15 protein-coding genes are annotated in these 14633 nt (G+C 59.6%); 14 read left to right on the top strand and 1 reads right to left on the bottom strand.

Going from position 1 to position 14633, the window contains the following annotated elements; all coding sequences use genetic code 11:
* From NWQ23_RS07435 to NWQ23_RS07500, 14 genes are all read left to right on the top strand, one after another.
* The coding region (locus NWQ23_RS07435; protein WP_306165631.1) for a helix-turn-helix transcriptional regulator at nt 1–282 on the top strand (282 nt) is incomplete at its 5' end.
* Between the two features lie 171 nt (nt 283–453).
* Nucleotides 454–1809: a xanthine dehydrogenase small subunit gene (xdhA, locus tag NWQ23_RS07440; RefSeq protein ID WP_306165632.1), complete on the top strand. Its 1356-nt coding sequence runs from the start codon at nt 454–456 to the stop codon at nt 1807–1809.
* Complete coding sequence (gene xdhB / locus NWQ23_RS07445) at nt 1806–4193, top strand: xanthine dehydrogenase molybdopterin binding subunit (protein ID WP_306165633.1); 2388 nt, start codon at nt 1806–1808, stop codon at nt 4191–4193. Before xdhA ends, xdhB begins: the two co-directional genes overlap by 4 nt.
* Nucleotides 4190–4930, top strand: a complete 741-nt coding sequence (gene xdhC, locus NWQ23_RS07450) for a xanthine dehydrogenase accessory protein XdhC (protein WP_306165634.1) — start codon at nt 4190–4192, stop codon at nt 4928–4930. The genes xdhB and xdhC overlap by 4 nt, the downstream gene beginning before the upstream one ends.
* Entirely contained in the window at nt 4927–6450 is a 1524-nt protein-coding gene (locus NWQ23_RS07455) for an ABC transporter ATP-binding protein (protein WP_306165635.1), read from the top strand. Before xdhC ends, NWQ23_RS07455 begins: the two co-directional genes overlap by 4 nt.
* Nucleotides 6437–7513 carry an ABC transporter permease gene (locus tag NWQ23_RS07460; protein ID WP_306165637.1) on the top strand — a complete coding sequence of 359 codons (1077 nt, stop codon included), beginning with the start codon at nt 6437–6439 and terminating at the stop codon, nt 7511–7513. Before NWQ23_RS07455 ends, NWQ23_RS07460 begins: the two co-directional genes overlap by 14 nt.
* Complete coding sequence (locus tag NWQ23_RS07465; RefSeq protein WP_306165638.1) at nt 7510–7854, top strand: hypothetical protein; 345 nt, start codon at nt 7510–7512, stop codon at nt 7852–7854. Before NWQ23_RS07460 ends, NWQ23_RS07465 begins: the two co-directional genes overlap by 4 nt.
* Nucleotides 7855–7873: 19 nt before the next feature.
* Complete coding sequence (locus tag NWQ23_RS07470; protein ID WP_306165639.1) at nt 7874–8788, top strand: ABC transporter permease; 915 nt, start codon at nt 7874–7876, stop codon at nt 8786–8788.
* 30 nt (nt 8789–8818) lie between these two features.
* A complete protein-coding gene (locus NWQ23_RS07475; RefSeq protein WP_306165640.1) occupies nt 8819–9892 on the top strand; it encodes a BMP family ABC transporter substrate-binding protein in 1074 nt (357 codons plus the stop codon).
* A gap of 154 nt (nt 9893–10046) precedes the next feature.
* The gene (locus NWQ23_RS07480) at nt 10047–10895 is read left to right on the top strand and encodes an MBL fold metallo-hydrolase (protein WP_306165641.1); all 849 of its coding nucleotides are present in this window, start codon (nt 10047–10049) and stop codon (nt 10893–10895) included.
* 74 nt (nt 10896–10969) lie between these two features.
* Nucleotides 10970–12625 carry an energy-dependent translational throttle protein EttA gene (ettA, locus tag NWQ23_RS07485; RefSeq protein ID WP_306165642.1) on the top strand — a complete coding sequence of 552 codons (1656 nt, stop codon included), beginning with the start codon at nt 10970–10972 and terminating at the stop codon, nt 12623–12625.
* The gene (locus NWQ23_RS07490; protein WP_306165643.1) at nt 12625–12990 is read left to right on the top strand and encodes a hypothetical protein; all 366 of its coding nucleotides are present in this window, start codon (nt 12625–12627) and stop codon (nt 12988–12990) included. The genes ettA and NWQ23_RS07490 overlap by 1 nt, the downstream gene beginning before the upstream one ends.
* Before the next feature lie 224 nt (nt 12991–13214).
* A complete protein-coding gene (locus tag NWQ23_RS07495; RefSeq protein ID WP_306165644.1) occupies nt 13215–13421 on the top strand; it encodes a cold-shock protein in 207 nt (68 codons plus the stop codon).
* Nucleotides 13422–13660: 239 nt separating this feature from the next.
* On the top strand, nt 13661–13870 hold the full coding sequence (locus tag NWQ23_RS07500; protein ID WP_306165645.1) for a cold-shock protein: 210 nt from the start codon (nt 13661–13663) through the stop codon (nt 13868–13870).
* 69 nt (nt 13871–13939) lie between these two features.
* Here the strand turns inward: NWQ23_RS07500 and NWQ23_RS07505 are convergent, their stop codons facing one another.
* Nucleotides 13940–14554 (bottom strand): arylesterase, encoded by a 615-nt coding sequence (locus NWQ23_RS07505; RefSeq protein ID WP_306165670.1) that lies wholly within the window; start codon nt 14552–14554, stop codon nt 13940–13942.
* Nucleotides 14555–14633 lie beyond the last annotated feature (79 nt).

Raw genomic sequence — 14633 nt, forward strand, 5'->3', positions numbered from 1 at the left:
GATGCATTCTTTGGGGCCATGTCCGATCCGACCCGTCGTGCGGTGATCGAACGGCTGGCCGCGGGACCTGCGAGCGTCAGTGAACTGCACGCCCCGCACAGCATAGCCCTGCCCACCTTCATGCGGCACCTGCGGGTGCTGGAAGACACCGGCATCGTCAGGTCGATCAAGAAAGGGCGGGTTCGCACCTGCATGATTGAACCGACCCCTCTGATTGCCGCGCAGGGCTGGCTCGCATGGCAGCACGAGATTTGGGAAAACCGCACAGATGGGCCCGAATGAGACGTCCAAAGATTGGGCAAAGTGGGATAAACTGTGCATGTTCCCGCCAATCCTCTCTTGCCAAACGCCGCTGACCCCGCTTTCATGCATCAACGAACCGAGGCAGATGTCTACGTCGCATCGACATCTGGTCACCCTCGTATCATCCGGTAAGGCGGCAGGTTTTACACTATGGACGTGACGTTTCTTCTCAACGGGGAAACCGTGCAGGTCGACGCGGACCCGACGCGCACCCTGCTGGACTGGCTGCGCGAAGACCGCGCGCTTTGCGGGACCAAGGAAGGCTGCAACGAAGGAGATTGCGGCGCTTGCACCGTGATGGTGACCGATGAACGTGGGCCAAAGGCGCTGAACGCCTGCATCCTGTTCTTGCCGCAACTGCACGGCAAAGCGGTCCGCACTGTCGAGGGGATCAGCGGGCCGGATGGCACCTTGCATCCCGTGCAAAAGGCGATGGTGGACCATCACGGATCACAATGCGGGTTCTGCACACCGGGGTTTATTGCGTCGATGGCCACGGCCCATTTGCAAGGCCGCACGGATCACGACGATGTGCTGGCAGGCAACCTGTGCCGCTGCACCGGCTATGCCCCCATCGTGCGGGCGGCAATCGCGGCAGAGGCTTCACCGAGCCCTGAGTGGATGCGAGACGCAGCCCCGCAAGTGGCCAGCCAACCCTATACGCCGGACAGTCTGGACCAACTGGCTGACTGGTATGCCGCCAACCCTGATGCGACGCTGGTTGCTGGGGCCACAGATGTGGGGCTTTGGGTGACAAAGCAGCTGCGCGATTTACCAAGCGTGGCCTTTCTGAACCGCTGCGCCGATCTGCGCGAGATCACCGTCGGCGCGGAAAACATCCACTTTGGCGCTGCTGTCACAATGACCGAAGCTCTGGCTGTCCTGCGCGAGTACCACCCGTCTTATGCGGAAATGGTCCGCCGCTATGGGTCAGAACAAGTGCGCAATGCCGCCACCATCGGCGGCAATATCGCCAACGGATCTCCCATCGGGGACAATCCACCTGCGCTGATTGCTTTGGGGGCGACCTTGCACCTGCGCCACGGCAGCCAGACCCGTGATTTGCCGATCGCGGATTTCTTTATCGCCTATGGCAAGCAGGACCGGCAGCCGGGTGAGTTGGTCACAGGCGTGACGATCCCGAAATCTGCCCCCGATCTGCGCTGCTACAAAGTATCCAAACGCTTTGATCAGGATATTTCTGCCGTCTGCGGCTGTTTCAACATCGCGGTCGTCGGTGGCACGGTGACTTCGGCCCGCATCGCCTTTGGTGGGATGGCCGGAACACCACTGCGGGCAGCAAGTGTCGAGGGGGCGCTGATCGACCAGCCTTGGACGCCGGAAACAGTCGCCAAAGCCGCCGCGCAATTCAGCAGCGATTACACGCCCATGTCGGACATGCGGGCAAGCGCCGCTTACCGGCTCCGGATCGCGGAAAACCTGCTGCATCGGTACTTTGCCGAAACGACAGGGCAGGCGACATCCGTGTTGGAGGTGACACCATGAGTGTCGCCAAACCGCTGCCCCATGATGCCGCAACCCTGCATGTGACAGGGGCCGCACGCTATATCGACGATATTCCGACACCCGCAGGCACGCTGCATCTGGCCTTTGGCATGGCCCAGATTGCACGCGGACAGATCACGGCGATGACCCTTGATGCCGTCCGGCGCGCACAAGGTGTTGTGGCGGTCCTGACGGCGGATGATCTGCCTTTTGCCAACGATGTCTCGCCCTCGGCCCATGACGAGCCGCTTTTGGCCACGGGCGCGATCCACTATCTTGGGCAGCCGGTGTTCATGGTCGTCGCTGATAGCCACCTCAACGCCCGCAAGGCCGCGCGGCTGGGCCAGATCACATATGCCGAAGACACGCCGATCCTGACGATTGACGACGCCATGGCGGCCGAAAGCCGGTTCGAGGAGGGCCCGCGCATCTGGACCAAGGGCGATGTGGATCAGGCGCTTGCTGCGGCCCCGCACCGTCTGCAAGGCCAGATCGAGATGGGCGGGCAGGAACATTTCTATCTTGAAGGCCAAGCCGCCCTTGCTCTGCCACAAGAAGGCGGCGACATGGTCGTGCATAGCTCGACCCAGCATCCGACCGAGATCCAGCATAAGGTCGCTGATGCACTCGGGCTGCCGATGCACGCGGTGCGCTGCGAGGTCCGCCGGATGGGTGGCGGCTTTGGCGGCAAGGAAAGTCAGGGCAATGCGCTGGCAGTCGGTTGTGCAGTCGCGGCCCGACTGACGGGGCGACCCTGCAAAATGCGCTATGACCGTGACGACGATATGATGATCACCGGCAAGCGGCATGATTTTCGCATCAGCTATGATGTCGGGTTTGACGGTGAGGGGCGGGTTGCCGGACTTGATTTCACCCAGATGACCCGCTGTGGCTGGGCCTTGGACCTGTCCTTGCCTGTTGCCGACCGCGCGATGCTGCATGCCGATAATGCCTATCATCTGCCCCATGCGCGGATCACGTCACACAGGCTCAAGACCAATACCCAATCTGCCACCGCCTATCGCGGGTTCGGCGGGCCACAGGGTGTTTTGGGGATCGAGCGGGTGATGGATCATATCGCAGCCAGCCTTGGGCTTGATCCGGTGGTGGTCCGCGCGCGGAATTACTATGCGGCGATGGATGCAGGGGGGCTGTCTGCCCCCCGCGCTGCGCGCGCCCCCGAAGGTATTTCAGAACAAAAGAAGCCCGGCACAGGCGTGCGGTTCGGCGGCGCGCATTCGCCGCAGGTTGAGGTGCAGACCACGCCTTATCACATGCCGGTCAAGGACTTTATTCTGCATGAGATGACCGAAGCCTTGCTTGTCTCTTCGGACTATCACGCACGCCGTGCTGCTATTGCTGATTGGAATGCGGGCCAGCGCATTTTGAAGAAAGGTATCGCGTTCAGTCCGGTGAAGTTCGGGATTTCCTTTACCCTGACGCACCTCAATCAGGCGGGCGCTTTGGTGCATGTCTATCAGGATGGCTCCGTGCATCTGAACCATGGTGGCACCGAAATGGGCCAAGGGCTGTTCCAGAAGGTCGCACAGGTGGCCGCGCATCGGTTCGGGATTGATGTGGGGGCTGTGAAGATCACCGCCACTGACACGGGCAAAGTCCCCAATACATCGGCGACCGCCGCTTCCTCTGGCACGGATCTCAACGGGATGGCTGTGGCCAATGCCTGCGATAGCATCCGCGACCGCATTGCCGTCTGTCTTGCGGACCTCCACCAGACGACACCCGACACGGTCCGCTTTGAAGATGGCCGCGTCCAGATAGGCAATGCGGATATGTCTTTTGCGCAAGCCGCGCAGACCGCCTATCTGAACCGAGTGAGCCTCTCCGCGACCGGATTTTATAAGACTCCTGATCTGGCTTGGGACCGGATCAAGGGCACCGGCACCCCGTTTTTCTATTTTGCCCAAGGCGCTGCTGTCACAGAGGTGGTCATTGATACGCTGACAGGCGAGAACCGTATTCTGCGCACCGATCTGCTGCATGATGCCGGCGCATCGCTCAACCCTGCTTTGGATATCGGGCAGATTGAGGGCGGCTATGTCCAAGGTGCGGGTTGGCTGACCACCGAAGAACTGGTCTGGGATGCCAAGGGCAGGTTGCGCACCCATGCGCCGGCAACCTACAAGATCCCCGCCTGTTCGGACCGTCCAGATATCTTCAACGTGGCCCTTTGGGATCAACCCAACCCGGCACAGACGATTTACCGCTCTAAGGCTGTGGGCGAGCCACCTTTTATGCTGGGCATTTCGGCCTTTCTGGCGCTGTCTGATGCGGTGGCCGCCTGTGGCCCCGCCTACCCTGATTTGCAGGCCCCTGCGACTGCCGAGGAAATCCTGCGTGCCATTGGGCGGGCCCGCGCATGAGCGATGCGATCCGGATCACGATCACCAAGACCGCAGGGTCGGTCCCCCGCGAGGCCGGCACGCAGATGCTCGTTTGGGCCGAGCGGACCGAAGGCACGATCGGCGGCGGCGCGCTGGAATGGGAGGCGATGGCCGAGGCCCGCAGGATGTTGCAAGACGGGCGCGCAGAACACACTGCGCGGATACCTTTGGGTCCCAATTTGGGGCAATGTTGCGGCGGCTCCGTCAGCCTTTTGTGGGAACGTGCTGAAGAGATGGCCGCCCCGCCTGCACGCCCTTTGTGGATCTATGGCGCAGGGCATGTGGGGCGTGCGCTGGTGCATGTGATGGCGCCGCTCCCAGATTTTGCGATCACTTGGGTGGATACCCATCCAGAGCGCTTTCCCCAGACTGGCGTGACGACATTGGTTGCCCGCGATCCGGCACTGGTGGTGAAACATGCGCCGCCCGAGGCGGACCATCTGATCCTGACCTACAGCCACGAGATTGACCTTGCCCTGTGTCATGCTGTTCTGTCGCACCCGTTCCACAGCGCAGGGCTGATCGGGTCGGCGACGAAATGGGCGCGCTTCAAGACACGGCTGGCCGCCTTGGGGCATGCCCCCGCCCAAATCTCGCGCATCGCCTGTCCGATCGGTGATCCGGGCCTTGGAAAACATCCCGCGGCGATTGCACTTGGCGTCGCAACTGCCATGATCAACCCCGAAGGACGCCAGACAAAGGAACGCACCGCATGACCGAACCGCTTTTGCGCTTGTCCGGCCTGACCAAAGCCTATCCGGGCGTTGTCGCCAACAAGGACGTGTCGTTTGATATCGGGCGGGGCGAGGTGCATGCGCTTTTGGGCGAAAACGGGGCGGGCAAGTCGACGCTGGTCAAGACGATCTATGGGCTGGTGAAACCGGATAGCGGTACGATGTTGCTGGAAGGCCAAAGCTTTCAGCCCCCAGAACCCCGTGCCGCGCGGGCCGCTGGTGTGGCGATGGTGTTCCAGCACTTTTCGCTTTTTGATGCGATGAATGTGGCGGAAAACATTGCCCTTGGCATGGAAAATCCCCCGCCACAGGCCGAGATTGCAGCCCAAGTGCGGGCGGTGTCCGATCAATACGGGTTGCCGCTTGATCCCACCCGCATCGTGGGCGAGCTTTCTGCCGGGGAACGCCAGCGTGTCGAGATCATTCGCTGTCTGCTGCAAGACCCCAAGCTTTTGATCATGGATGAACCAACTTCGGTCCTGACCCCGCAAGAGGTGGCGATCCTGTTCGAGACCCTGCGCAAACTGAGCGCCGAGGGCACCGCGATCCTTTATATCTCGCATAAGCTGGAGGAAATTCGCGCGCTTTGCGACAATGCCACGGTGCTGCGTCTGGGTCAGGTCGTTGGTACGTGTGATCCGCGCGCAACCTCCGCCCGCGAGATGGCGGAACTGATGGTGGGCACGGTCTTGCATGTGCCGGAAAAGGCCGCGCGCCCGATGGGGGACGTGATCCTGTCGCTCAAGGGATTAAGCGCCAAGGCCCCGCACCGGTTTGGCACTGCTTTGCGCGATATCAATCTGGAGGTCCGCAAGGGTGAGGTGCTGGGCATCGGTGGCGTGGCTGGCAATGGGCAGGACGAACTGGTCGCGGCCTTGTCGGGCGAAATGAAAACCGCCTCTGCCATGGTAACCTTTAAGGGGCAACCCATTGGTCATTTGTCCCCCAATCCACGCCGCAAATTGGGGCTGCTGGCCGCCCCCGAGGAACGGATGGGCCATGCCGCGGCCCCTGATATGAGCCTGACCGAGAATGCGATCCTGACCGCGATGACCCGTCAAAAGCTGACCAGTCGCGGGTTCTTGCACTGGGCCCAGGCGCGGCGCTTTGCCGAAGGGGTCATCAAGACCTTCGACGTCCGCACCCCCGGCCCTCAGAATGCTGCGCGGTCTTTATCAGGCGGGAATTTGCAGAAATTCGTCATCGGACGCGAGATCATGCAGGACCCCGAGGTTCTGATCGTGAACCAACCCACTTGGGGCGTCGATGCCTCTGCGGCGGCGGCGATCCGGCAAGCGCTGCTGGATCTGGCCGCCAAAGGCACGGCAGTGATCGTGATCAGTCAGGACCTTGATGAGTTGATGGAAATATCGGACCGTTTTGCCGCCTTGAACGAAGGCCGCTTGTCCGCACCCCGCCCTGCCGCCGGTCTGACTGTCGACGAGATCGGCCTGATGCTGGGTGGCGCGCATGACATGGAGGTGGCGCATGTTGATGCTTGAAAAACGTCCACAGCCGTCGCGGGCCTGGACCTATGCCACGCCGGTTCTGGCGGTTGTGCTGACCATGCTATGTGGCGGGTTGTTGTTTGCAGCCCTTGGCCAAGACCCGTTCGAGACGATTCGCACGATTTTTCTGGATCCTCTGTTTTCCGAATTTGCCTGGTTCTATCGCCCGCAGCTTTTGATCAAGGGCGCGCCTTTGGTGCTGATCGCGATTGGCCTGTCATTCGGGTTTCGGGCGGGCATCTGGAACATTGGTGCTGAAGGTCAGTATATCGTCGGCGCGATCTGTGGTGCGGCGGTCGGTCTGGCGTTTTTTCCGCTCGAAAGCTTCATCATCTTTCCGCTAATGGTCCTTGCGGGTGCCGTTGGTGGCCTGCTTTGGGCGATGATTCCGGGTTTCTTGCGGGTCCGGTTCGGGACCAATGAAATTCTGGTGTCACTGATGCTGGTCTATGTGGCCGAGCAATTGCTGGCCTCGATGGCTCTGGGCACCTTGCGCAACCCCGACGGCATGGGCTTTCCAGGCAGCCGGAACCTTGCGCAATATCCATCTGCGACAAGTTGGATCAATCAATCTGCGGGCATGCATTGGGGCGTCGTGACCGGCTTTATCGCGGTGATCTTTGCCTATATCGCCCTGTCGCGCCATATTTTCGGGTTCAACGTCCGCTTGTCGGGACAAAGTCCGCGTGCGGCGAAATTTGCCGGTGTGAACCCCGGCAAACTCGTTCTGATCTGCATGGGTATTTCCGGTGCTTTGGCAGGGCTTGCGGGACTTTTTGAAGTGTCCGGACCCGCAGGCCAAGTCAGCATTGATTTCGGCGCAGGCTATGGGTTCACCGCGATCATCGTGGCGTTTCTGGGCCGGTTGCATCCGGTGGGTATTCTGCTCGCAGGTGGGTTGATGGCGCTCACCTATATCGGCGGCGAGATCGCGCAATCCAATCTCGGCCTGCCGGTGGCTGCGATCCAGCTTTTGCAGGGGATGCTTTTGTTCTTCCTCTTGGCGGTGGATGTGCTGACCAATTACCGGGTCAACTGGGGGAGGCAACCGGCATGAGCTTTGATGATATCGTCAATGGCGTATCGCGACCTTTGATCGGGTTCTTTTTGGGAATGGCTCTGGGCTACACCGTCGAACTGGCGGGATCGACCGGTTGGTGGATTGCCCTGAGTTTCGCCGCATTTGTCGCTTTTCTCTTTGGCCTCGTCATACTGTTTGACAATGCGTTGCGCCGCTTTTTTGACCGTATTGGATGGGGAACAGGTGTGATGGCCGCCAAGAACAAGGCAAGAGCCGGAACATCACATTGGTTCGTTCGATTCGGCTGGATCTTCGGCCTGATTGCGGGCTTCGGTGCCGTCTTTGTTTTACCCAAGGAGGCTTTGGCATGGCTTTAACACGACGGGTGCACTGCTGATGGATCTTTCTTCAATCAACCCGATCCTGCTTTTGGCCTCGCTGATGGTCGCGGCCACCCCGATCATGCTGGCCGCCATCGGTGAACTGGTGGTCGAACGCGCGGGCGTGCTGAACCTTGGGGTCGAAGGGATGATGATCACCGGCGCCGTCTGCGGCTTCGTTGTGGCCGTGAACACAGGCTCGCCTTGGGTCGGTTTTATCGGGGCCGCGGTTGGCGGGGCGCTTTTGTCGCTGATATTCGGGTTTCTTACGCAGTTCCTGATGTCGAACCAGGTTGCGACCGGCCTTGCGCTCACGCTTTTCGGGCTTGGGCTCTCGGCGCTGATGGGGCAAGGTTATATCGGGATCAAGGCGCCCGCTTTCCCCGATTGGGACATTCCGCTTTTGGGCGATATTCCGGTGATCGGGCCGATCGTGTTCCAGCATGACCCGATGGTCTATGTCGGGCTCGCCATCGTTGCCGCTGTCTGGGCCTTTTTGAAGTATTCCCGCGCAGGACTGATTCTGCGCGCGGTGGGCGAAAACCACGAAGCGGCACACGCGCTTGGCTATCACGTGATCCGCGTGCGCATGTTGGCGATCATGTTTGGCGGGGCCTGTGCGGGGCTTGGCGGGGCTTATCTGAGCCTTGTGCGCGTGCCGCAATGGACCGAAGGGATGACCGCCGGTGCAGGCTGGATTGCCTTGGCGATTGTTGTTTTTGCAAGCTGGCGTCCGGGGCGGCTTTTGCTGGGTGCTTATTTGTTCGGCGGCGTGACAGTGCTTCAGCTTAACCTGCAAGCAGCGGGCGCTGCGATTGCTGTCGAATATCTTTCTATGGCGCCCTATCTGGCAACCATCGCAGTTCTTGTTATTATGCGGGCTGGACGAGCACCTGGATCACTGGGCCAATCATTCCATGCCTCACGTTGAGGCGACATCAAGACCACCAAGGGGATTAGTATGAAAATCAAAACAGTTTTGACCGGCGCAACGCTTGCGTTCGGTCTTGCAACAGGGGCGGTTGCGCAAGACAAGACGACCGTCGGTTTCGTCTACGTTGGCCCGATCGGCGACGGCGGCTGGACTTACGAGCACAACAAAGCCCGTCTGGCCGTAGAAGAGCATTTTGGCGATGCGGTTGAAACCGTCTATGTTGAAAGCGTGCCAGAAGGTCCCGACGCAGAGCGCGTCATGACGCAGATGGCGCTGCAAGGTGCGGACCTGATCTTTACCACATCATTCGGCTACATGGACCAGACGATCAACGTCGCGGCGCAATTCCCTGATGTAAAGTTCGAACACGCGACAGGCTACAAGCGCGCCGATAACGTCTCGACTTATTCGGCCCGTTTCTATGAAGGCCGCGCTGTCCAAGGCCATATCGCGGGCCAGATGACCGAGAGCAACATCATCGGTTACATCGCCTCCTACCCGATCCCCGAAGTCATTCGCGGCATCAACTCTGCCTATATCCACGCCAAGGAAGTGAACCCTGACGTCGAGTTCCGGATCGTCTGGGCTTACACATGGTTCGACCCTGCAAAAGAAGCCGAAGCCGCCACTGTTCTGATCGAACAAGGCGCTGACGTGATCCTGCAGCACACTGACTCCACTGCACCTCAGGCCGCCGCACAGGCCGCAGGCAATGTGGTCACATTCGGTCAGGCATCGGATATGGCTGAATTCGCACCATTCCCGCGCGTGTCCTCGATCATTGATGACTGGGCCCCCTACTACATCGCCCGCACCCAAGCGGTCATCGATGGCACATGGGAAAGCACCGACACATGGGACGGCATCGGCCCAGGCATGGTGGCAATCGGTGAAATCACCGACGCGGTTCCTGCTGATGTGAAAGCCTCTGCCGAAGCGCTGATCGAGCGCCTGCGCACAGGCGAATACCACGCCTTCACAGGCCCGCTCAACCGTCAGGACGGCTCTGTCTGGCTGGCTGATGGCGAAATCGCCGACGACGGTACGCTGGCTGGCATGAACTTCTATGTCGAAGGCATCACTGCAGAAATTCCGCAGTAAGCACACCAAGACTTTCGGGAAAGGCCCCGCCACTTTGGCGGGGCCTTTTTTGTTGCGGCAGAAAGATCGCAGAAATGCCCGCCAGCCCTTGCGCGTGCCCTGTCAGGCTCTCATGGTCGCGCCCAAGAAATGAACGCAGAAAAGGGGCCTTGGCATGACAGACACACTCGCATTGTTGGGCGTCAAAGGCGGGCCAGCGATCCGCCCCCGCTCGCATATGCCGACATCCATGCTGCTGCGCTTGGCCGGCAAAAATATCCTGATTGATGCCGGCCTTGGGGTCACGCGGGGCATCTGCGACCAAGGTGTCGGTCTCACCCAGATCGACCTGATCGTGATCACCCATCTGCATTCGGATCACTATCTGGAACTCGGGCCGCTGTTTCACACCGCATGGACCGCAGGCTTGAACCGCACCGTTCCTGTGATCGGGCCAAAGGGTCTGGACAGATACTGGGCCGGTTTTCAAGACAGCATGGGTTTTGACATCGACCTGCGCATCCGCGATGAGGGGCGCTGCGACTTCAACAGCCTTGCAGACATCCTGACCATCGAAGGCACGTCGCAGTTTGCTGACATCACCCTGCGTACCATGCGCAACGTGCACCCGCCCATCACTGACAGCTTTGCACTGCGGTTCGAGACCGCCGAAAAAGCGGTCGTGCTTTCAGGCGACACAGCCTACATGCCTGAAATGGCAACCTTTGCAAAAGGTGCAGACCTTTTGGTGCATGAAGCCATGCTGCGCGACGGGGTCGAGGCGCTTTGTGCGCGGATGACCAACGGGGACGAGCGGTTGCGGACCCACATCCTGCGCAGCCATACCGATGCGGTGGATGTGGGGCGGATCGCGCGGGACGCTGGAATCAAACAACTTGCCCTCAATCACTTTGTCCCTGACGGCGATCCCGACTTTACAGACCAGCATTGGGAGACAGCCGTGCGCCAGCATTGGGACGGGCCGCTCTTCTTGGGCAAAGACGGGATGAAGATCACGCTGTGAGCCGCAACGCATTGCCCCTGCCACGCACCATCGCTATCTAGGGGCCAACTCATAGCTTAGCGGAGCGTCAGCAGATGGCAGCCAATCAATTCGTCTATTTCATGGACGGCGTGTCCAAAACCTATCCCGGCGGCAAGAAGGTGTTTGAAAACATCCGCCTGAACTTTCTGCCCGGGGTAAAGATCGGCGTGGTGGGTGTGAACGGGACCGGTAAATCGACCCTGATGCGGATCATGGCCGGACAAGACAAGGATTTCGCAGGCGAGGCTTGGGCCGCTGAAGGTGCGCGCGTGGGGTATCTGCCGCAGGAGCCCGAACTCGACCCCAACCTCACTGTGCGCGAAAACGTGATGCTGGGCGTGGCCGACAAGAAGGCGATCCTTGATCGCTATAACGAAGTTGCCATGAACTATTCCGAAGAAACCGCCGACGAGATGGCGCAGTTGCAGGACGAAATCGACAGCCAGAACCTCTGGGATCTGGACGCGCAGATCGACATCTCGATGGAGGCATTGCGCTGCCCGCCTGATGATGCCGATGTCACCACGCTTTCGGGCGGTGAAAAGCGCCGTGTCGCGCTGTGCAAGCTGCTGCTTGACGCGCCCGACATGCTGTTGCTTGACGAACCGACCAACCACTTGGACGCGGAAACCATCGCGTGGCTGCAACAGCACCTGATTGATTACAAAGGTACGATCCTGATCGTTACCCACGACCGCTATTTCCTTGATGCGATCACCGGCTGGATTCTGGAACTCGACCGCGGGTCGGGTATCCCGCACGAGGGCAACTATTCCAGTTGGCTCGAGGCCAAGGCAAAACGGCTGGAGCGCGAAGCGAAGGACGACAAATCCAAGCAGCGCACCCTGCAACGGGAACTGGAATGGATGCGCCAAGGGGCGAAAGCGCGGCAAGCCAAATCCAAGGCGCGCATCAGCGCCTATAACGATCTGGCCAACCAGTCCGAACGCGAAAAGATGGGGCGCGCCCAGATCATCATCCCCAATGGGCCGCGTCTTGGGTCCAAAGTGATCGCGGTCGAAAACCTCAAGAAACACATGGGCGACAAGCTCTTGATCGAAGGGCTGAGCTTCGACCTGCCCCCCGGCGGCATCGTTGGTGTCATCGGGCCGAACGGCGCGGGCAAATCGACTCTATTTTCCATGCTGACAGGTCAGGCCGAACCCGATGAAGGCACGGTCGAGTACGGCGAAACTGTTAAACTTTCCTACGTCGATCAGTCGCGCGACGCCTTGAACCCTGACGCAACCGTCTGGGAAGAAATCACCGGCGGTGCGGAAATCATCGAACTCGGCGATGCGTCCATGAACTCGCGTGCCTATTGCTCGGCGTTCAACTTCAAGGGCGGGGACCAGCAGAAAAAAGTCGGCCTGCTGTCGGGCGGCGAACGCAACCGTGTCCACATGGCCAAACTGCTGAAATCCGGCGGCAACGTCCTGCTGCTTGACGAACCGACCAACGATCTGGACGTTGAAACGCTGCGGGCCTTGGAAGACGCTTTGGTCGATTTCGCAGGCTGTGCGGTGGTGATCAGCCACGACCGCTTTTTCCTTGACCGGATCTGCACGCACATCCTTGCCTTCGAAGGGGACGCGCATGTGGAATGGTTCCAAGGGGCCTTTACCGACTACGAAGAAGACAAGAAGGCACGGCTGGGCGCGGATGCACTGGAACCGAAGCGGATGAAGCACAAGAAATTCGTGCGCTGATGCAGTTGGGGGTCGCGATCATCTGCGCGCTTGTCATTGCAGGCGTCGCCTACTTTGCAGACCTCCCGACTTTGGCGGGGGCCCATCCGCGTTGGGCGGATCAGGTCCTGCTATCGGGCGTTATCATTGGAACGGTGCTCGCGATTGTGACTATCCGGCTGCCGCAGAAGGTACGCGCAATCGGATTTATCGTCTTGGCGATCATATCATATCTGGTCGCAGCATACGGCAAATCGAGGTTCGCAGCCTCTTATGCCGAAGATACCTTGGCGGGCCAGATGTGGTATTTTGGCTGGCATGCGGTTTGTACGTTCTTGGTGGCTGGAGTGATTTCAGGCACCTACAGACAGCTTAAAGCAGGCTAGAACGTCCGTGTTACAGTTCATATGCTTCAGGCAACAATCAGCACGATTTCGGGCTTTTGGGTAATTTCGCTTGCTTTTTTAAGCGTTAAGCCCCATGTGTGCGGTGCAGACGTTATCCAATTCGACCCACTGTTTTCCTACTCGGCTACAGTCTTTCGATCTTGCACTGACTACGCCAAGCTGTCGCACTTTCGCGGACAGCATTGAAAACAAAGGAAAACACGATGGCCAATGGCACCGTGAAATGGTTCAACTCAACTAAAGGCTTCGGCTTTATCGCTCCTGATGGCGGCGCGAAGGACGTATTCGTCCATATCTCCGCTGTAGAGCGTTCCGGCCTGACCGGCCTGAAAGACGACCAGAAAGTCACTTTCGACATCGAAGCTGGCCGTGACGGCCGCGAGTCTGCGGTGAACCTGGCGCTCGCGTAAGCGGCCCAAACGAACACGGTGGCGCGCGGGTTACTGCGCGCTACTACACCCTGCGATTGTTCACTTCTCGCAGCGCATCCCCCCAGATTTGTTGATTTTGTTGCCGGTTGTGTCATAATGACACAGCGACGTTATACTATCGACCACTGTCTCCCTCCTCGGCCCAGTCCTTCGATCCAAGTTTGACCGAGCCACGCCGCTGCACTTCCGCGAGCGGAAAATATAAGGAAGACAAGGACATGGCTTCAGGCACTGTCAAGTGGTTCAACACCACCAAAGGTTATGGTTTTATCGCTCCTGATGGCGGCGCAAAGGACGTATTTGTCCACATTTCAGCCGTCGAACGCTCCGGACTCACCGGGTTGAAAGATGACCAGAAGGTCAACTTCGACATCGAAGCCGGGCGTGATGGGCGGGAAAGCGCCATCAATTTGACGCTCGCCGACTAAGGCGATCTTTTCGTTTGATCATTAAGATAGGGCGCCAGCGCTTGGCGCCCTGTGTCGGTCGGGCCCAGGCTAAGGCTGCTGTCCGCTGGTTTGCCCCCGTGCAGCCGCGACAAGCTTGAGCACTTCAGGGCCAATCGCCGCGACGATTGCACCCACACCAGCGGCATTGGGATGAATACCGTCACCCTGCAAAAAGGCGGACATTCCCTCTGAGGATCCCGCTGCTTGTCGCAGCCCAGATGCAAAATCGGGATAGAGCGGGATGTCATATGCGGTTGCCAGAGCCGCGTACATGCCTTCGAATTCTTGCTTGTAGGCTTGTCCATAGTTTCCACCAACCGACAGTCCGACCAACAGCATCGCGACGCCTGCGTCTTGTCCGGCGGCCAGTATGCCGTCCAGATTGGACCGGCTGACGGATGGATCGAGCCCGCGCAAGTAATCGTTTCCGCCCAAGGTCACGATCATCGCGTCAACTTCGGGTGTCAGCGTCCAGGCAACGCGGCTCAGCCCGCCTGCCGTGGTATCGCCCGAGACGCCTGCATTCACGATCGCGACGTCTGCACCTTGCTCTTTGAGCCATGCCTCGAGTTGCGGCACGAAACCTTCGCCTTGGGCCAATCCATAACCCGCGGTCAGGCTGTCGCCCAAGGCGGCCACGGTAATGGTCTCTGCCTGCGCCATGCCTGCCGTGATCAAAACAGCGACACTCAGGTTGCTGATGCGCGAAACGGCCCCATATGCAAGGGAACGCACCCGATAA

The sequence above is a fragment of the Yoonia sp. genome (assembly GCF_030731595.1).
In the GTDB taxonomy this organism is placed as follows: Bacteria; Pseudomonadota; Alphaproteobacteria; order Rhodobacterales; family Rhodobacteraceae; genus Yoonia.